Origin of the sequence: Paraflavitalea speifideaquila (assembly GCF_032395985.1) — a bacterium.
In the GTDB taxonomy this organism is placed as follows: Bacteria; Bacteroidota; Bacteroidia; order Chitinophagales; family Chitinophagaceae; genus Paraflavitalea; species Paraflavitalea speifideaquila.
Map to the genome: position 1 here is coordinate 5,114,071 of NZ_CP135920.1, position 16,099 is coordinate 5,130,169.

Genomic DNA, 16,099 nt, shown 5'->3' on the forward strand with positions numbered 1-16,099 from the left:
TTCTTAATAGCAGTCCATCAGTACCTGGCCATGGGATTGGTAATGGCTGATGCTTTTGCCATTTCGATCCTGGCAAATGGTTTCCAGCCAGGCCACCACATCATGTTGCATGGACAGGGAGCCGCACAGCATCAGCACGCCGCCTCTTGCGAGGGTTTGGGCCACAAAGGCAGCATCATTTGCCAGCAGGTCTTTTACATATTGTTTCTCCTCTTCGCGTGAATAGGCTACTTGCAAGCCATCAAGCTTATTGGCGGCCATATGCCTGGCCATGGCTGCTGCAAAAGGTTCAAATGACAACTGAAAACGGAAACCGCAGTACAAATAACATTCTACCGATTGATTGTTCTGTTCTATCATCCCCAGGAAGGGGGCAATACCGGTGCCATTGGAGATCATGATCACAGTGGGAACATCCTGCGGGAACAGGAAATGGGGATTGGGCGCTATACGTGCCTGCAGCGTATCGCCTGGCTGAAGTTGGTACAGGTAGCTGGACCCCAATCCATCCGGATGCAATTTTATGCAGAGTTGTATTTGCCCATCTACTTTACCAATGGAGTACAGCCGTTCGCGGTAATCACTGGCAGGATAAACAGCCAGCAGATCACCGGAAGTATATTTATTGCGCCAGGAGGTTTTGAGGCGTAGGATAAAAGGCTCATCGGCATGGGTGATGTCCGTTTTCTCCACCACCGTCATCGTTTCCAGGCCGGTTGGTTTTTGCTTCAGCGTTCCGGGCAGGGCAATACCGGTAAGCCCCGCTTTTTGCGACCAGGTAATGAGCCACTGGCTGAATTGATCGGGCGACTTATCATTGATGGTATGAATTTCCAACGAGGGCACTGCCCAGGGCTGAGCGGTAAGGAGGTTGTTGACCTCAAAGGCAAACTGGCAAAAATCGGGATAGGCATGTGAGCCAAAACCCACTACTGAAAAATGTACCCCTGGCTGTTGAGGGTATTTTTTCACCAAGGCAGCAAACCGGTTGGCATTGGTAGGTGCATCGCCCAAACCATAGGTAGCGGTAAGGACAATGATATGTTCAGCTTTAGGAAACAGCTGGTAATTGTTGAGTTCAGTACAATAAGCGCTTTCGCCGCCAGCGATCAGTTGTTGCTGCAAGGCTTTGGCATAAGTGAGTGTGCTGCCATTTTCGGAGCCAGCCAAAATGATAAACCGGCATTCCTCCGGTTTGTACCGGTTCTTGCTACGGGCTTCCAGGCGTTTAAGACTAATAGCAAAACCAGAGTAAATAAAGAACAGGATATTGAGGCAGGCAATGGCCAGGACGATGGCCCAGACGATGCTAACGCGGCCAGTATGCCAATCGAGGCTTAGCCGCGATAAGATGGTGGTCATGGGATAAACCACTTCACTCAACTTTTCACCGGTAAACTGGTTTACCACAATCTCGCGGTCTTTCAGCTTCAGGGTATAATAATCTTCGGGAAATTCAGAAAAAGGGTATTCAATACTTTGTACCTGCGCCAGCTTCACTTGCTTAAAAACGGGAAAAGCAGCAGGCTTGATGGCAGGGGTTTCTTTAATATTGTCCACATCAACCTGGTGAGCGATCTTCTTTTCGGACAGCAGGCCAAAACGGGCCAGGGACAACCAGGTACCAGTAAGGGCTATGAGGATAATGGGTATCAGTGACCAGCGGCCCAGTACCACATGGTAGTACTGTGCGAAATTGCCTTTGACGATGCGGGTAAAAACGTTTCCAGCCCCGCTGGCGCTTCACCACCAGTAAGGCGCCGGTAATAGCAATCAACATCAACAGAAAAGCAGCGAGGCCCACAAAGAACCTGCCTACTTCATGTAAGAACAACGAGCGGTGCAGGGCCGTTACCCACTGGTAAAAAGCATGTTGTTTGCCCGGTTTTCCCAATACTTTACCGGTAGCGGGATCAACGTAGGCCTCCAGGGGCTTGCCGTTGACGTCCGTTCCTTTTACCACAACAAACTGGTTGGCATCCACACTCACGGTGGTGACAGATGAAAAAGAGGATGGCAGGGCAGGAATGGTTTGGGCCAGCGAGAGTTCATCAAAACGCTCCCCTTTATAGGAGGGTATCTTACCGGTGATGGGCTCAAAAGCGAGGACAATACCGGTCACCGCAGCCAGTACAATAAAAAGAAAAGAAGATACGGCCAGTGCGAAATGGCTGTATCTCCAAACAGAAATGGTCATGGGCGATTCATTAGTTTTGAGCCAGCCGTACATAACGGATATACCCGGTGCCTTCGCTCTTGGCGGCCAGTCCCTCGGTAGTGAGGAGTATCTCCAGGTCTTTCTCGTAGTACTTCTTGTCTTCTACCGCTGTTTCAAACCGCAATTTATAACCCGCATTGATCTTGGCATTGTCAATTTCCAGGATGGTTACCGAGCGGTCGCCACCGGTAACGGAAGGGCCGGTAACAGCATCTACATTCACGGGCTTTTTGCTGCGCCACTCATGCCATGACTTGAGGCTATTGTACCATTTTTTATCAGGCCCCATTACGCGCAATGTTTTTCGTATTTGCCTTTGCTGTCGATCAGCGACACCACGATATAAGCGCCTTCGCCCACATAATTGGTCATCTGCACCATGCATTTGTATTGTGTACTGCCGCCATTCTGCGCCCTGCTCCTACCCGGCAACACATACAACAGGATCAATAACAGCATCAGCTTATAAACAGTTTTCATCATCATTATTTTAGGAAATCTACAGATACATTGGTTTTTGACAGGAACTCATTTTCTTTGGCCAGTTCATAAGCGGTTTCCTGGAACGCGGTGGTTGCCTCTTTTGGGCACCGATACTCAGGAGGTACTTCAACATGGCATCATCTTTGGCCAGCATGGCTGCTTTGTGCAGCGGGGTAAGACCTTCTTTGTTTTTGGCATTGATATCCACCTGCAAAAGTGTTATCTTTTTCAACAAAGACAATTCGCCTTTGGCAATGGCCAGGTGATACAAGGTATTGCCGTCTTTTTGAGGAGTGGTGATATTATAACCCGCCTGTTGCAATACGTTCATTTTAGCACCAAAAGCATCCTGTGCGCCACCTTGGGCACTGTAGGATTGTACCAGGTAATAAGCCAGGTTATTGCCAGCTGCATCATACACATTTGCATCGGCGCCTTTGTTGAGCAGGTATTGAACCACTTCGGGTGAATTGCTTCTAACAGCCAAGGCCAGTGCTGTGATGCCTTTTTATTGGCCTGGTTAATGCTGTTGGCGGGCAATAGCAAGGTTAAGGTAGCCGTATCTTTATTGGTAGCAGCAGCATTCAGTAAAGGGGTATTGCCTTCCAGATCGGCCTGGTTGATACTGACGCCACGGCCAATAAAATAGCGAATGATCTCCTGTTGGTTGGGCTTGCGTGCCAGGTAGTGCAATAGGTTTTCGCCGTTCTTATTTACCGCCGTTGGCTTCAGGTGAAGGCTTTCAAGGTATTCGTAAACGGGCATTCCATTGCCAGCACCGCTAGCTCCCTACCCTGGCTGGCCATCAGGAAAGCCTGGTCGGTGGATTTAACGCCTTTTGCAGTAGTGATTTCATCAGTTCAATGTTGCCACTCCTGGCCACATAATTAAAAGCGGTATTGCCGGCTGCATCGGTATCCTGTAAGGAAAGTCCTTTGGATATAAAATAATTGGTGAGTACCTGGTCTTTGTCATTGGCGATGGCGGTTAACAACAGGCTAGCCCCATCCGGGTTCTTTTGTTTGATATTGGCGCCGGCACGTACCAATGCTTCATAGATCTTTGTATTGGCCTGACCAGCATTGGCCGCAAAGCCCAGCGGGTACTGCCATGGCTATCGAGCAGGTCCAGCTTAGCACCTTTGCCGAGCAGGTACGCTACAATGGGCAGGTTGCCGCGGGCAGCCGACCAAAAAATATAGGTACGGGCATCGTGTGTTAATTTATTGACCTCATTGCCTTTTGTTCGATCAGGTAGGTGATCACTTCTGTACTGGCATTGTTGTTAATAGCATATACCACGGGGTCAAAGGCCGACCGGTTCAGTTCCGACGGGTTATTGCCTTTTTCCACGGCTGCTTTTACCGTGGCCAGGTCGGGATTGCTTTTCCAGAACGCGGGGTCTAATAATACATTGTTCTGCGCTTGCCCGTACAAAGACGCCGCTACAAAAGGAGGACCAATAGTCGTTTCATCTGTATGTGTTTAACCTGGTATAATGATGATAAGAAGTTGCCTGTTAATAACATGGGGTGAAGGGGTGACTGATTTGGCGGCAAAAGTACCCATCGGCCCGGCTTTCTGTTTACAGAATCGGGAAATTGTTGGCTGGCATCCGGGAAAACCGGCCCTAAATGCTTGATTTAGATCAAGGAAGGCAAGGAAAACAAGCAAAGGCAACAAGGCAGCAAGGTGCCGAAAACATGGGCTACGCTGAATTTCGCCCGAAGCGCACAATTTGTCCCACCCTGGCGTGCGTTCACTGCTGCGCTGCCTGTATTTCTTCTGGATCCTAATTACTGTCTTCCCTATCTGCTTAACCCATTGGCATCAGTGGTCAGCACTTCACTCATATAATCCAGGAAGGGGCGCATGTTTTTGAATGCCTGGCTGGCTTCTTTCACAAAATGGGGCTTAGTACTTCTTCGTCGGTGAACCTTTTGATGAGCAGGAATTGTTTGTAGCGCAGCAGGTCGATGGCTTCATGATCGGCGGGGTAACCTTTGGGGCTGTTTTTAATTGATCGCCCTGCAGGCTGCCGAAGTTTTGGAGGAAGGAGCGGCTACTGATTATTTTACGGAGGGTGGTGGCATCGAAGGCAATGTCATCGCGTATCAGCTTCAGGTCGGCGGTATTGGGCGCCCAGAAACCACCGGCGATGAGACTATTGCCGGGGCCCACCTGGTAATAATAGCCGCCGCGGCGGTATTTGGTGGCCCGTTTAAAACGGCCGCCCCAATTGTCTTTATAGGGTGTTTTATCGCTGGAGAAGCGGGTATCGCGGTAAATGCGGTAGAGGCTTTCTTTGCCCGAGCGGGTTTCTATTTCATCATGGGCATTCATTTGTTGCAGCAGGGCTTCGGCCACCAGGATCATATTGTCTTGCTGGGCGAGGTATTGCTCTTTGCGGGCATTGAACCAATCGCGGTTATTGTTTTTACGCAGGGCTTTGAGGAAGTCGATCCCTGTTTTGGCTACTTGCGGCAGGGCGTTGTTTTGTTTGGGCATGCTATACTATTTGTGATGGGTACAACAGTTAGGGGCGGGCCGTTGTTCGGATGGACTGACCAGCCTGAATGGTTGCGGGCAAAAATAGGAAAAAGGGCATGATCTTACTTGCCCTGGTAGAAACGATCACAGGTGACACCTTTCGCTTGCTTCGCATACGAAAGGTGTCACCTGTGTGGTGAACAAAGTGCGATCAACTAAATCTATTTCGCTGGTGCAGGTGGTGGCGGCGGATTGAGGGCCGCTGCAGGCACCAGGTTCTTCACTGGCTTAATTGTTTTGAGGTATTCATAAATAGCCTTTACATCTTCATCCGTCAACTGGGCCAATGATTGCGTAGGCATGGGTGGCATGAGGGGACGGGAATTGGCTACGCCACGGTATTTGCCTTCTTTGATCGCCCTGCGAAAATTGTCGTATGTCCAGCCGCCCAGGCCTGTATCATCAGGTGTGAGGTTGGCCGCATAGGTAATACCCCAGGGTCCTATCGCCGCAGTAAGATCACCCTTCAGTAAAGCCCATCTTCCATCGCGGATGACGGCCGTATCATACTGACCAATGGGGCCTGCCGCCGCATCATAGCCCGACAGTAGTTTGGTCATATCCGGTACAGGTCCTTGCGGGGTCATGATCTTGGGGGTATGACAATCGTTACAGCCAATTACGTTGACCAGGTATTTACCTCTTTCGGCTTGTTGTGTTTCTGTGGCCGGTTCTTTACCGCCGTCTTTACCGGCCGTTTCATTACAGGCCACAAATGCTACACTGATGGCCAATAGGGCCGGGTACATGAATCGTTTCATATTGAGTTGTATTTAAGAAATTAGTTTCACCAGCAGGATGTCATGGATGGTTTGGGCGATAGCGCCCGCCTTATTTGCGAAATATAGGAGTACTTAGTTGGTAAAATGGTCCTTCCCGCTCAATGATCAGGGAAGGGCTTACGCCGGCAAACGCTTTGAAATCCCTGATAAAATGAGCCTGGTCGGCATAACCATGATCAAGGGACAGGTGTGCCCAGGATATTTTTTTGTGAGCAGTTTGTATTACCTGCCGGTAAGCATTTCTGAAGCGGATGATGCGCGTATAGGTTTTCGGGCTGGCGCCAAGGGTGTCACGAAAACTACGCTGCAACTGCCTTTCGCTTATATATAGGTCTTTACAAAGTGATTCAATGGATATATTGCCTTTGGCCTGCCGGATCAGTTGGATGGCCTGTTGCCAATGCTGCTGCCGGTAATGGATCCTTTTAGCTTCTCCTGCAGGCAGGCCTCTGCTATGCGGATCAACTGTGCCGGTTCTTCCACCCCATACAGGCGATTGACCATTTCGTCAATAGCGGCATTCCGGAAATTACGCACATCGGTATAGTCGTTGAACAAGGCCGCTGCGGGTACCCCGAATAACCGGATGAATGATTCGGGCTTGAAATTGATGCCAAAGCATACCGCATATCCTTTGGCTTTCCAGGTAACCGTGTTGCTGTACAAACCAGCAAAGAGCGCATGTGGCAACGCTTGCCATTGGCCATCGAGCGACAACAAGCACTCGGGTTCATTGACATGCACAATGATCTGTACCATACCGAGGGGCAAGCATACCTGGTGCGGCGATTCCGCTGCGGGGTCACCATTAAACACCTGCAGCCAATAGTTTTCTATATAGGGCTGCAGCGCTACCGAAGGCCTGAACTCTTTATATACAATAATCATTATACTTGCTGAACGCTATTGAACGGGCACAAAGATAACAGCAACCAATAGCAAACCATTGAAGAAAAGCGACATCTTCATGTGGTTTTTACGGGCTGAATGACCTTTGAGGCAAGGTGAACAGGCTTTTCAGCCAGGAAAATACCAGCAAATTCCGCTGACAATAGCTGTATAGGAATGGTGTCTTTTACAGGAAGGTAACCATACTTTAAAAACGATTACTATTTGTATATCCCCTGCAGCTTACTTTTGTGATGGTTATTTACTATTGAAACCTTTCTATTTATGCAAGCTGCCGACATTTTACAAGCGCATATCGCTAAAACCATTAGTCTGTCGAAAGAGCAATTCGGTTATTTCTTTTCCCACTTCTCCCAACAGTCGTTCAAGAAAGGGCAGGCCATTGTATCCGAAGGTGATAAAGTAGAGCACGAATATTTTGTATTGGAAGGCTGTTTAAAATCTTTCTTTATCAATGATGAGGTGAAGATGTTTATCCTGCAATTTGCCATGCCCACCTGGTGGGCTTCCGATTACAATGCCTTGTACAATGGTCACCGTGCCACGGTGCAGGTAGATTGTATTACCAATGCCGAAGTATTGCGCCTTTCCAATAGTGACCGCGAGAAACTGTGCCGGGAAATACCGGAAGTGGGCTATTTCTTCCGCTGGCGTACCAACAAAGGTTATGTGGCCTTACAAAAAGATTGTTGTCGTTCATGAACAGTGATGCCAAACACCGGTATGAGGAGTTGATGCAACAATACCCTGAACTTTACAACCTCGTTCCGAAGCAACTGGTGGCGGCTTACCTGGGCGTAAGCCGTGAAACCCTTAGCCGCCTGCATCATTCCTGATCCAATCTCATTTACCTAAGCTGTTAACTTGTCGATTGTCACCCTTGCTGAAAGGTGTCGTTTTTCCGACTCCAGGGTGAGCCGCCCTTAGAGGGCTATTGTGTACCCACATCTTTTTGTAAAGCATATCCCTGATAAATGGTGTAAAACTTAGTTAGTCCATTTATCAGGGTATTAAACCCTGGTTTTCTTTGGGATGCATATCCTTTCCATCCCCCCAGTCGTGCTAATATCCAAAATGCCCAGGCTAAGTTTTGCTGCTGAAAGGGATTTGATTGTTTCTCTGTTTTGCCCTGTACCTTTTATTGATATTTGCCAAACACGCTACTTCCTCATCCTCAAACATTGTTCCCGTATCAGGACTATCCCCTTCCTCCATACCGTAGGCAATTGACATCTGAAACAACTTAATGATCGTGTCCAGCAGCATGAGGGTAAGTTTGCGGATGCTCCAACCACTTTCCAGCTCACTGCCTTCAATATTAAAACATTCCTTTTTAGCACTTTAAATACCTCCTCGATAAACCACCTGCATCTGTACCATTCTATCACCGTATGGGCCTGTTCAAAGTCTTCTACCGGCCAGGTAGTATATAGACGCCATAATATCGGGTCTGCAAAGTCTGTGTTTACCTCCCGCGCCTCTATTACGGTTAACTGTACCGATGACCCTGGCATGGACGCTGCCTTCTTATGAGGCTTCTTTAACTTTACTTTGCCAATTTTTACGGCTATGTCAGCCTCCCTCTTTTTCCTGGTTTTGTCTTTATGCTGATAGCTGATGGTTGTCCTATAATGACCCGCTACGGGCAATCCCTCTATATGATCCCAAAGCTTTACACCCTGTTCCAGCCGCCTGTTATGGTTGCTGCGTACCAGCAAAAAGAACTTGCCATCCTGGGGAGCCATGGCAAACTGTTCATAAAAATCGCCCTCCCTGTCATGAATAATGATCACTGCCTGGGCTGCCGACAGGCTCTTGTAAGTCTGTTCATTGGAATCCACCCATACCTGGCTCTCCTTTTCTGATACACTCTTGCGCTGCTGAACATAATGCGACACTTCCTGTCTCTGATGCTCCCTGGACCACACCTCAATACCCGAGTACCCATAGGGATAGCTCGTTCGGGCATCTATTACCAGGCTCGGATGTAACTTAAAGCCTATCCCTCTTATCGTATCGTTGATCGGACCAAGACTCTCATCATAGAGGATCCGTCCACTATGATCACATAGATTGATCTCGGTGGTATCCTGTATCGATAAAACTACATTGCCAGCACTTACCTTACCGCAACGCTCTACCATCTCCCTGATCAACAGGTCTTCTTGTACTTTATCATTCTTTAAAAACGATAATATCCTTTTTGTTCTGCACGACTATTGGATATCGATTGAATACTACTATAACCTGCTCGAAATAAAGAACTTAGTAATTGTTCCCCGCGACGCTCTATTCGTTTATCCCCGAATAAGTAATTATAATTGCTTTGATTCATAGTCACAAAGCTATTATTTGTGGGTACACAATAGCCCTTAGAGGGCGACCCACCCCAAGACTGCTTTCCCGCCCGTCGGCGGGACTCAGCCTGACATCGTGTTTAGTTTAGTGACGCAGATCACTAACCCCTCCCCCTGCCAGGAATGTGATACAGGTCACACAATCAACTCCTAGTATAGGCGCATCTTTGTGTGGCAATAAACGCACACAATTATGAGACATCAACAATTTACAATCGCCACTGCGCAAAGCCAAATTGAATGGACAGGCCGCAAGATCACTGGCGCACACAATGGCACCATCGCGCTTAAGGAAGGAACATTAACTGTAGCTGATGGTCAACTAACCGGTGGTCACTTTATCGCAGATACCACTTCCATCATCGTACTCGATGTAACCGACCCGGCTACCAATGCCCAGTTTGCCGGCCACCTGGCATCGGACGATTTTTCGGTTCGGCGCAATACCCGGAAGCCAGGCTTGACATTATCTCTGTCAACAACCAGCATGTAGAGGGTACCCTCACCATAAAAGGGATTACGCATCCTGTTTCATTTTATGTGAAGCTCCAACTCACCGGTGATGACTTGACCGCTTCGGGTAAGCTGGTGATCGACCGTACGCTGTACGATATGAAATACCGCTCGGGCAATTTCTTTCAGAACCTGGGCGACACCCTTATCTACAATGATTTTGATTTAAACGTACGCATCACCGCCAAAGCTGCCGCCGAAGTAGCATTGGCTTAAAACTTACTATTATGCCTTTCGTTAAAATAGAGCTGACGCGTGAAGGCGTTACCCGTGAACAAAAACAACAATTGATCAAGGGAGTAACTGACCTCATTACGCAGGTGCTTAACAAAGACCCGCACCTTACGCATATTTCGATACAGGAAATAGAGCTGGACAATTGGGGTTATGCCGGCGAACAGGTATCTGTATTGCGTGAGCAAGGTATCACTGCCGATAAGAAATAGATACCGGCAATTGGATTTTGCACTGAATGGGAGAAAGCAGGATAAGAAAGGTGCATCAGAAACCCTGCGGGAGCTTTTGGCGCTGCGTAGCCAACCGGTTGCAGTGACTAGGCAATGCTACTTCCCCCTCCGGGGAGGTTGAGGCCACGGGTAGTGATCTCCATCCCGGAACGGCCATCAAGCTGTATATAGGCGGGTAATTGCGTCATGGGTAGAAAGCTTTGCCTCAGTGCTGGCATCGCCCATTCAAGAGAGCTGACGGTCAGTTTGCGTATATACAGGGTACCGGTTTTTCGCCCAGGAGGCCATACATCATTTGTTTGGCTGCTCCTGTTACCTCCCAGTCAACAAGCGCCTTTTTGTCCGTATACAGTTCAAGGTTATACATTCCCTTAACTGGCGCCATTTGTAGTGGTGAAAACCAGATATCCCCGGGCGTAATGGCCACCGACGGATAATTATGCAGGATGGGAGTACCTGCCGCCACAGGGGATACAACGCCACAAACTCCCAGCCTTCCATTTTTGGTGCAGCTTCAATCAACATTTCTACTGACTCGAAATATTTTTTATTACCATAAGCGGAGATTACCAAACGTGCCCAATTGTTTGGTTCATCAACTGTAATGTCTGCAAACAGGTTGAGAAAACCATACCGCATGAGCTCACCATACATTTCTTTTTCCCAATAAATGACCTGATCGCCGGGCAATCTGGACGGATATTTAAACTTTTCCTGGTGCTCCTGAAACCATGTCCAGAAATGGTGCGGATTGATCCATAACATACGGAATGCGCTGGCTGATATCATAATGGGTCGATTTGGTTAGTTATGCATAAGAATTTCTATCAACTTGCCCTCATGGCTGTAGTGCATGGCGATCACAGATTCGGAATAACGGGCATCAATAAAATAATCAAATACTGCCATCCACTCTTCTTTTTCGGGATAAAAACCTACCCGCTCCAGCCGAAACAATTGGAATAGCTGGTCCATTGGAGATATGGTTGGGCTAAGAAAATCCACCCGCTTTTGGAGGGTGGGCCGCCAGACATTTTCAAGGAGGTATTGAAGGTAGTACCGGACAATCGTACTATCCTTGTCCATATAATCTTTATGCAGGCAGACCATGCTCTTTTGGTCCATGGAGACCAGGCGTCCTACCATCTTTCGCACAGGCTCCAGTTTCTGTGCAGCGATCCAGTCCCGTTCAAAATTGAGATCCAATCTAACTTGCTCTCCTCTAAGCTCGAGCTCTCCTGGATATTCTTCGTCCAGGCAGTTGATTGCAATGGGTGCGAAATACGGAATGTTAACGGTAATCATAGTCATTAAATTGAATGTTTATAAAATGTAATAATGCTACTATTTGCCGCCAAAACCCAACGCATAATTTATGGTTAAAGGCCCTGGCAGGTAAAGGATGGTTGAGGTTTGATCGTGACTAGTAGTAGACCTATCAAGGTATACTACCTGTTTGCCTGGTTGGATGGAGTAACTGGTATAAATGTGATGCAGGTCACGGAATTCTCCATAAAACCCTGCCTAACTTTACAACGTGGTAAATGCAACAACAATGAAAAAGTTTTATTACCGGTCCTGGTGGTCTGCTGCTGGTGGAGCGCCAAGGCACAAAATCATTCAACCATGGAAACTCAACACAATGACTCAGTCCAAATTGCCCAGGTATTGGAGCAATATTATTTCAAGGGCATCTATGAGGGCCATGTGGAGATATTATCCCAGGCCTTCCATCCCGGCACCTTACTGTATGGCGATGTACAGGGGCAGCCTTATGCCAAAACACTGGCGCAATACCTGGATGCTGTTAAAAACCGGCAAAGTCCGAAGGACTCGGGTAAACCTTTTACCAGTGAGTTACTGCATGTTAAAGTGATCAATTCGATCGCTGTAGCGGAGGTAAGGATGAAAATGTATACTTTCAATTACTATGATCTTTTGTCTTTTCACAAGATCGATGGTAAATGGGTCATCGTTAATAAAATGTTCAGCGACGTAAAACAATAAAAAGTGAACCATGTGGTACAATACGAAAGCAGCGGCATTATTGGGCATTGACTACCCTATTTTGCAAGGCCCCTTTGGTGGAGGGCTTTCATCTGTTGACCTGGTAGCTACGGTGTCTAATGCGGGTGGATTGGGCGGTTATGGTGCGTATACGATGGAGGCGCAGGATATCTATACCCTTAACAGTCAGATCAGGGCAGCTACTGATAAGCCTTTTAATCTCAACTTATGGGTATCGGATACCGATGCGCCTGATGGCAACATTACCGATGCGCAGTATGCCAGGGCCAGTGCGTTGTTCAAACCTTATTTTGATAAGGCGGGCATTCCGCTGCCCGCCAAACCGGCGCCTTTTACGTCGCGGTTTGAAAACCAGTTGCAGGTGATACTGGATATCCGTCCGAAGGTCTTTAGTTTCATGTTTGGTATGTTGCCGGCTGATGTGTTGGAGTTATGCCGCCAGCGGGGTATTGTGACCATTGGCGCCGCCACCACGCTGGAGGAAGCCCTGGCTTTGGATGCCACGGGGTGGATATGATCATTGCTTCGGGTTTTGAGGCGGGTGGTCACCGGCCTTCGTTCCTGGCTTCTTCCGAATCTTCCCTTACCGGCACTTTTGTATTGGTGCAGTTGATCCGGGAAAAAGTAAAGGTGCCGGTGATTGCGGCAGGTGGTATTGCCAATGGCAGGGGTATAGCGGCTGCGATGACGCTGGGCGCCGAAGCGGTGCAGATCGGTACGGCTTTCCTGGCCTGTGATGAAAGCAATGCCTTGCCTGCCCACAAGCAAATGCTTTTCTCCAAGGCGGCACAGTACACTACTTTATCCAGGGGCTTTACGGGCCGGCTGGGTCGCGGAATGGCCAACAGGATCACGCGTGAGGTGTTGGGCCAGGAGGCGCAATTCCTACCTTTTCCTTTACAAACCACGTTTATGTCGGCGCTTAGAAAAGCGGCCATTGATCAGCAGCAGTGGGACATGGTATATTTCTGGGGTGGACAAATTGCACCCATTTTAAAACATCATAAGGCGCAGGAATTAATGCAGTCGTTGCTGGAGGAGACGAGCGTTTATTATATACCCTGATCTATTGCCCGGGATAATGGATAGTGCCCTTAACCGGTGGCTACTACCTGGATAAGTATATACGTATATGTTAGTAGGCAACTCCATCACCTTCCCAATACGGTAAAAAAATGTACTGGCGCTTTAGTACAAACAACCGGTTTAGTTGTTATTAATTAATGCAACAGAACAATTAAGTGATCATTAACATTACAAGCAGGCCATTTGGCCAGGAAATCAGTCGCAATTAGATTGTTTTTATGATCATAGAAGTAATTAATAAAAAACATTGATTATATTTTTATATTAAGATATAAGTTGTATTTTTGAATTAATCATACCTGCCACGCTTCCCATCTGAACAGCGCACCCGGGCGGGTTTTTCGTTTATAGCCGATGCAGTTTACCAAACTTCCGCTACCAATATCTCAACAAATTTCATTGCTTAAGTCGAGGGGCCTTAAGATTGCCAATGAAGCGAATGCCGAACATTCTTTAAAGAATATCAGTTATTACCGGCTAAGCGCCTATTTCCAACCCTTTCAAAGGTACAATGATCCTAATCATCAATTCATGCCCTGGGCAAGTTTTGAACGCATTATGAACCTTTACAGATTTGACAGAGAATTAAGGGGCATTTTAATGGATGCTATTGAGCGTATTGAAATAGCGCTTCGGTGCAAGATCATATACGAATATTCCATCCGGCATGGTTCTCACTGGTTTGATGATGCAGGTTTATATAGCAGGAATTATGCACAACTTAGGGCGGCTATTAATAAAGAACTAGACAGAACCAGGGAGGTATTTATTGACCATTATAAAAATAAATATACCCATCCTGCCCTACCTCCTTCCTGGATGACTATAGAAACTTTATCCCTGGGTCAGCTATCTAAGATGTTTAAATCGCTGGTAAACAGTGATGCAAAAAAGCAGTAGCCGCTTATTTTGGAATACATCATACAATATTGGAAAGCTGGATCGAACACCTTACCTATATACGAAATATTTGTGCGCATCATGGGCGGCTTTGGAACAGGATATTAATAGTAACCCCCACCATTCCAAGGCACACGGTACTACCTTGGATCAGTCAAGCGCCCCAGAGAAATGATAAATTGTACCTGAGTATTTGTCTCATTACCTATATGTTGAAACGTATCACTCCCACTTCAAATATCAAAGGGAAATTATTAACATTGATCAATCGTCTGCCCTCCATTGACCTAAGAGCTGCTGGTTTCCCACCTACATGGAGAAACGATTTGTTTTGGAAAGAAATATATGTACCCTGGTCGTACAAGGCAAGGATATTATTATTCCAATGCCGCAATTTGTATATAACTCCATAATTCTCTTTTTTTTGCCTTCCAGGAATTGCCTCTTTACGGGTTTCCGTAAAAATCCTTTATTCAGCCACTTTACATTTAGGGATTGGTTGAAATTAACGTAGGATAGAAAATTCAATGCAATAAAAATAAATATGAAGATCGTTTAGTACCAAACACCCGTTTGGTTGTTGTACTATCAATAAGAAGTGGCAACATAGGGTATCGAGGACAATGTTGACATAAGTCATTCTGAACTATCAAAAGTTTTATATATTTTACCTCCATCATACCCTGAACCTGACAGGTATCAATAACTATTGGCACAGATTACCTACTTTATTTATACCCCTGACGGTTTCAAATCATTGGTGGAGCCTATTTGAGTGCGATAACGAGTTCATCTGTTCGCTACCCATACTTTAGAAGCGGGGTGGCGAAGCTATGCAACAAACAATTGCCGGATTGCCAGCATTGTTTTGCATTTCAATAACAAGGTACCTGCAGAACTATTTTCAATAAACTAAATCAGCATGTATGCGGCTATTACTAACCTTGGTAACTAATGAAGAAAAACCGGTAATCCCTATCAATTATCAATATCCGTTAAGTGCAGCTATTTACAAGATCATTCAACGGGCTGACATGGACTATGCCGCTTTTTTACATGATTCAGGTTATGCAAAAGCTGGTTCAGCCAAACAATTTAAGTTATTCACTTTCTCAGATATCCGGGTGCCTTTTGCACCGCCCTTCAATGATCGCTTATACCTGCTCAGACAGGAGTTACAAGTTATTGTTTGCTTTCATATACCTTATGCTGCCGAAAGCTTTGTAAAGGGGCTTTTTATTAGTCAGCATATAGACATTGCCGACAAGGTTTCCAAAGCCAGTTTTACCATCCGGCAGGTGGAGGTGCTTACCACCGGCCTGCCAGAGGTAGACCACCCAACCGTGGTATTACAACCCTTATCGCCGATTGTAACCGGCAAAAAAAATGAGCGGAGCCTATATGACTACCGAAATCCGTTGGAGGCTGATTATACAGAATGCCTGTTGTATAACTGGGTGGAAAAATACCTGGCAGCGTACAAAGGTCATCACTATGATGCGGCCGACCTGAGATCACAGGTTACTATTTCCGTAAAGCAAATGGCGCGACCACCCAGGGAACGGAAACCCATCATCAAGGATGGAACTGACAAGGTTAGTAAATTAAGAGGCTATATGAACTTCCAATTGCAGGTAAAAGCCCCTTACAAAATGGTGGAACTGGTTTTGGACGCTGGCCTTGGTTTAAACTGCTCAGTTGGAAATGGCTGTTTGGAACTGGTGAAGGTGGCATGAGTAGCCGAGCCCAAAAACAAACAGGCTAATATCCAGGCTCAACACAAACTTAACTATACGATTGACCTTTT

23 protein-coding genes and 3 pseudogenes are annotated in these 16,099 nt (G+C 46.9%); 10 read left to right on the forward strand and 16 right to left on the reverse strand.

The features are described from left to right. Positions 1 to 3: 3 nt before the first annotated feature. The 12 genes and pseudogenes from RS881_RS62365 to RS881_RS35310 form a co-directional block, all read right to left on the reverse strand. Complete coding sequence (locus tag RS881_RS62365) at positions 4 to 1,677, reverse strand: flavodoxin domain-containing protein (protein ID WP_315815048.1); 1,674 nt, start codon at positions 1,675 to 1,677, stop codon at positions 4 to 6. Then, positions 1,562 to 2,197 (reverse strand): PepSY-associated TM helix domain-containing protein, encoded by a 636-nt coding sequence (locus RS881_RS62370; protein WP_315815049.1) that lies wholly within the window; start codon positions 2,195 to 2,197, stop codon positions 1,562 to 1,564. The genes RS881_RS62365 and RS881_RS62370 overlap by 116 nt, the downstream gene beginning before the upstream one ends. A 10-nt stretch (positions 2,198 to 2,207) precedes the next feature. Then, positions 2,208 to 2,507, reverse strand: a complete 300-nt coding sequence (locus RS881_RS35260; RefSeq protein WP_315815050.1) for a DUF2271 domain-containing protein — start codon at positions 2,505 to 2,507, stop codon at positions 2,208 to 2,210. Then, entirely contained in the window at positions 2,507 to 2,704 is a 198-nt protein-coding gene (locus RS881_RS35265; protein WP_315815051.1) for a DUF2271 domain-containing protein, read from the reverse strand. The genes RS881_RS35260 and RS881_RS35265 overlap by 1 nt, the downstream gene beginning before the upstream one ends. A 13-nt stretch (positions 2,705 to 2,717) precedes the next feature. Further along, on the reverse strand, positions 2,718 to 3,188 hold the full coding sequence (locus RS881_RS35270; protein ID WP_350339979.1) for an ankyrin repeat domain-containing protein: 471 nt from the start codon (positions 3,186 to 3,188) through the stop codon (positions 2,718 to 2,720). A gap of 92 nt (positions 3,189 to 3,280) precedes the next feature. Then, a pseudogene (locus tag RS881_RS60340) lies at positions 3,281 to 3,466 on the reverse strand (hypothetical protein); the annotation flags it as partial. A gap of 40 nt (positions 3,467 to 3,506) precedes the next feature. Beyond that, positions 3,507 to 3,749 carry an ankyrin repeat domain-containing protein gene (locus tag RS881_RS35280; RefSeq protein ID WP_315815053.1) on the reverse strand — a complete coding sequence of 81 codons (243 nt, stop codon included), beginning with the start codon at positions 3,747 to 3,749 and terminating at the stop codon, positions 3,507 to 3,509. 169 nt (positions 3,750 to 3,918) lie between these two features. After that, the gene (locus RS881_RS35285; RefSeq protein ID WP_315815054.1) at positions 3,919 to 4,137 is read right to left on the reverse strand and encodes a hypothetical protein; all 219 of its coding nucleotides are present in this window, start codon (positions 4,135 to 4,137) and stop codon (positions 3,919 to 3,921) included. A 463-nt stretch (positions 4,138 to 4,600) separates the two neighbouring features. Beyond that, positions 4,601 to 5,208, reverse strand: a pseudogene (locus RS881_RS35295) (DUF2461 domain-containing protein). Positions 5,209 to 5,411: 203 nt separating this feature from the next. Beyond that, the gene (locus RS881_RS35300) at positions 5,412 to 6,011 is read right to left on the reverse strand and encodes a c-type cytochrome (RefSeq protein ID WP_315815055.1); all 600 of its coding nucleotides are present in this window, start codon (positions 6,009 to 6,011) and stop codon (positions 5,412 to 5,414) included. Between the two features lie 70 nt (positions 6,012 to 6,081). Beyond that, complete coding sequence (locus RS881_RS35305) at positions 6,082 to 6,342, reverse strand: helix-turn-helix domain-containing protein (RefSeq protein ID WP_315815056.1); 261 nt, start codon at positions 6,340 to 6,342, stop codon at positions 6,082 to 6,084. Positions 6,343 to 6,410: 68 nt separating this feature from the next. Beyond that, a complete protein-coding gene (locus RS881_RS35310) occupies positions 6,411 to 6,920 on the reverse strand; it encodes a DUF6597 domain-containing transcriptional factor (RefSeq protein ID WP_315815057.1) in 510 nt (169 codons plus the stop codon). A 285-nt stretch (positions 6,921 to 7,205) separates the two neighbouring features. Between RS881_RS35310 and RS881_RS35315 the strand changes: the two genes are divergently transcribed. Next, positions 7,206 to 7,643, forward strand: a complete 438-nt coding sequence (locus RS881_RS35315; protein ID WP_315815058.1) for a Crp/Fnr family transcriptional regulator — start codon at positions 7,206 to 7,208, stop codon at positions 7,641 to 7,643. Further along, a complete protein-coding gene (locus tag RS881_RS35320) occupies positions 7,640 to 7,777 on the forward strand; it encodes a hypothetical protein (RefSeq protein WP_315815059.1) in 138 nt (45 codons plus the stop codon). The genes RS881_RS35315 and RS881_RS35320 overlap by 4 nt, the downstream gene beginning before the upstream one ends. A gap of 324 nt (positions 7,778 to 8,101) precedes the next feature. On the opposite strand, the gene RS881_RS35325 is transcribed toward RS881_RS35320, so the two are convergent. Together RS881_RS35325 and RS881_RS60345 are read right to left on the reverse strand one after the other, a co-directional pair. Next, a complete protein-coding gene (locus RS881_RS35325; protein WP_315815060.1) occupies positions 8,102 to 9,097 on the reverse strand; it encodes an IS4 family transposase in 996 nt (331 codons plus the stop codon). A gap of 26 nt (positions 9,098 to 9,123) precedes the next feature. Further along, positions 9,124 to 9,276 (reverse strand): transposase DNA-binding-containing protein, encoded by a 153-nt coding sequence (locus RS881_RS60345; RefSeq protein WP_350339978.1) that lies wholly within the window; start codon positions 9,274 to 9,276, stop codon positions 9,124 to 9,126. Positions 9,277 to 9,491: 215 nt separating this feature from the next. On the opposite strand from RS881_RS60345, the gene RS881_RS35330 reads away from it, so the two are divergent. From RS881_RS35330 to RS881_RS35340, 3 genes are read left to right on the forward strand one after another with little or no spacing between them, the layout of a single operon-like run. Beyond that, positions 9,492 to 9,791: a hypothetical protein gene (locus tag RS881_RS35330; protein WP_315815061.1), complete on the forward strand. Its 300-nt coding sequence runs from the start codon at positions 9,492 to 9,494 to the stop codon at positions 9,789 to 9,791. After that, positions 9,767 to 10,027 carry a YceI family protein gene (locus RS881_RS35335; RefSeq protein ID WP_315824709.1) on the forward strand — a complete coding sequence of 87 codons (261 nt, stop codon included), beginning with the start codon at positions 9,767 to 9,769 and terminating at the stop codon, positions 10,025 to 10,027. Before RS881_RS35330 ends, RS881_RS35335 begins: the two co-directional genes overlap by 25 nt. 11 nt (positions 10,028 to 10,038) lie before the next feature. After that, on the forward strand, positions 10,039 to 10,257 hold the full coding sequence (locus tag RS881_RS35340) for a tautomerase family protein (RefSeq protein WP_315815062.1): 219 nt from the start codon (positions 10,039 to 10,041) through the stop codon (positions 10,255 to 10,257). Positions 10,258 to 10,519: 262 nt separating this feature from the next. On the opposite strand, the gene RS881_RS35345 is transcribed toward RS881_RS35340, so the two are convergent. Next, positions 10,520 to 10,744 carry a hypothetical protein gene (locus tag RS881_RS35345; protein ID WP_315815063.1) on the reverse strand — a complete coding sequence of 75 codons (225 nt, stop codon included), beginning with the start codon at positions 10,742 to 10,744 and terminating at the stop codon, positions 10,520 to 10,522. Between the two features lie 338 nt (positions 10,745 to 11,082). Next, complete coding sequence (locus tag RS881_RS35350; RefSeq protein WP_315815064.1) at positions 11,083 to 11,583, reverse strand: DUF2004 domain-containing protein; 501 nt, start codon at positions 11,581 to 11,583, stop codon at positions 11,083 to 11,085. A 321-nt stretch (positions 11,584 to 11,904) separates the two neighbouring features. Here RS881_RS35350 and RS881_RS35355 point away from each other — a divergent pair, with 321 nt between their 5' ends. The 5 genes and pseudogenes from RS881_RS35355 (at position 11,905) to cas6 (ending at position 16,028) form a co-directional block, all read left to right on the forward strand. After that, a complete protein-coding gene (locus RS881_RS35355) occupies positions 11,905 to 12,285 on the forward strand; it encodes a nuclear transport factor 2 family protein (protein WP_315815065.1) in 381 nt (126 codons plus the stop codon). 10 nt (positions 12,286 to 12,295) lie between these two features. Then, positions 12,296 to 13,371, forward strand: a pseudogene (locus tag RS881_RS35360) (NAD(P)H-dependent flavin oxidoreductase). 420 nt (positions 13,372 to 13,791) lie between these two features. Next, a complete protein-coding gene (locus tag RS881_RS35365; protein WP_315815066.1) occupies positions 13,792 to 14,292 on the forward strand; it encodes an Abi family protein in 501 nt (166 codons plus the stop codon). Between the two features lie 29 nt (positions 14,293 to 14,321). After that, positions 14,322 to 14,705: an Abi family protein gene (locus RS881_RS60350; RefSeq protein ID WP_350339980.1), complete on the forward strand. Its 384-nt coding sequence runs from the start codon at positions 14,322 to 14,324 to the stop codon at positions 14,703 to 14,705. Between the two features lie 513 nt (positions 14,706 to 15,218). Then, positions 15,219 to 16,028 carry a CRISPR-associated endoribonuclease Cas6 gene (gene cas6, locus RS881_RS35370; protein ID WP_315815067.1) on the forward strand — a complete coding sequence of 270 codons (810 nt, stop codon included), beginning with the start codon at positions 15,219 to 15,221 and terminating at the stop codon, positions 16,026 to 16,028. Positions 16,029 to 16,099 lie beyond the last annotated feature (71 nt).

Coding starts and splice junctions, on each gene's coding strand:
- RS881_RS35265 (WP_315815051.1), bottom strand. CDS start 2,704: ATGATGATGAAAACTGTTTATAAGCTGATGCTGTTATTGATCCTGTTG.
- RS881_RS35260 (WP_315815050.1), bottom strand. CDS start 2,507: ATGGGGCCTGATAAAAAATGGTACAATAGCCTCAAGTCATGGCATGAG.
- RS881_RS35330 (WP_315815061.1), top strand. CDS start 9,492: ATGAGACATCAACAATTTACAATCGCCACTGCGCAAAGCCAAATTGAA.
- RS881_RS60345 (WP_350339978.1), bottom strand. CDS start 9,276: ATGAATCAAAGCAATTATAATTACTTATTCGGGGATAAACGAATAGAG.
- cas6 (WP_315815067.1), top strand. CDS start 15,219: ATGCGGCTATTACTAACCTTGGTAACTAATGAAGAAAAACCGGTAATC.
- RS881_RS62370 (WP_315815049.1), bottom strand. CDS start 2,197: ATGACCATTTCTGTTTGGAGATACAGCCATTTCGCACTGGCCGTATCT.
- RS881_RS35350 (WP_315815064.1), bottom strand. CDS start 11,583: ATGATTACCGTTAACATTCCGTATTTCGCACCCATTGCAATCAACTGC.
- RS881_RS35300 (WP_315815055.1), bottom strand. CDS start 6,011: ATGAAACGATTCATGTACCCGGCCCTATTGGCCATCAGTGTAGCATTT.
- RS881_RS35315 (WP_315815058.1), top strand. CDS start 7,206: ATGCAAGCTGCCGACATTTTACAAGCGCATATCGCTAAAACCATTAGT.
- RS881_RS35310 (WP_315815057.1), bottom strand. CDS start 6,920: ATGATTATTGTATATAAAGAGTTCAGGCCTTCGGTAGCGCTGCAGCCC.
- RS881_RS35355 (WP_315815065.1), top strand. CDS start 11,905: ATGGAAACTCAACACAATGACTCAGTCCAAATTGCCCAGGTATTGGAG.
- RS881_RS35340 (WP_315815062.1), top strand. CDS start 10,039: ATGCCTTTCGTTAAAATAGAGCTGACGCGTGAAGGCGTTACCCGTGAA.
- RS881_RS35320 (WP_315815059.1), top strand. CDS start 7,640: ATGAACAGTGATGCCAAACACCGGTATGAGGAGTTGATGCAACAATAC.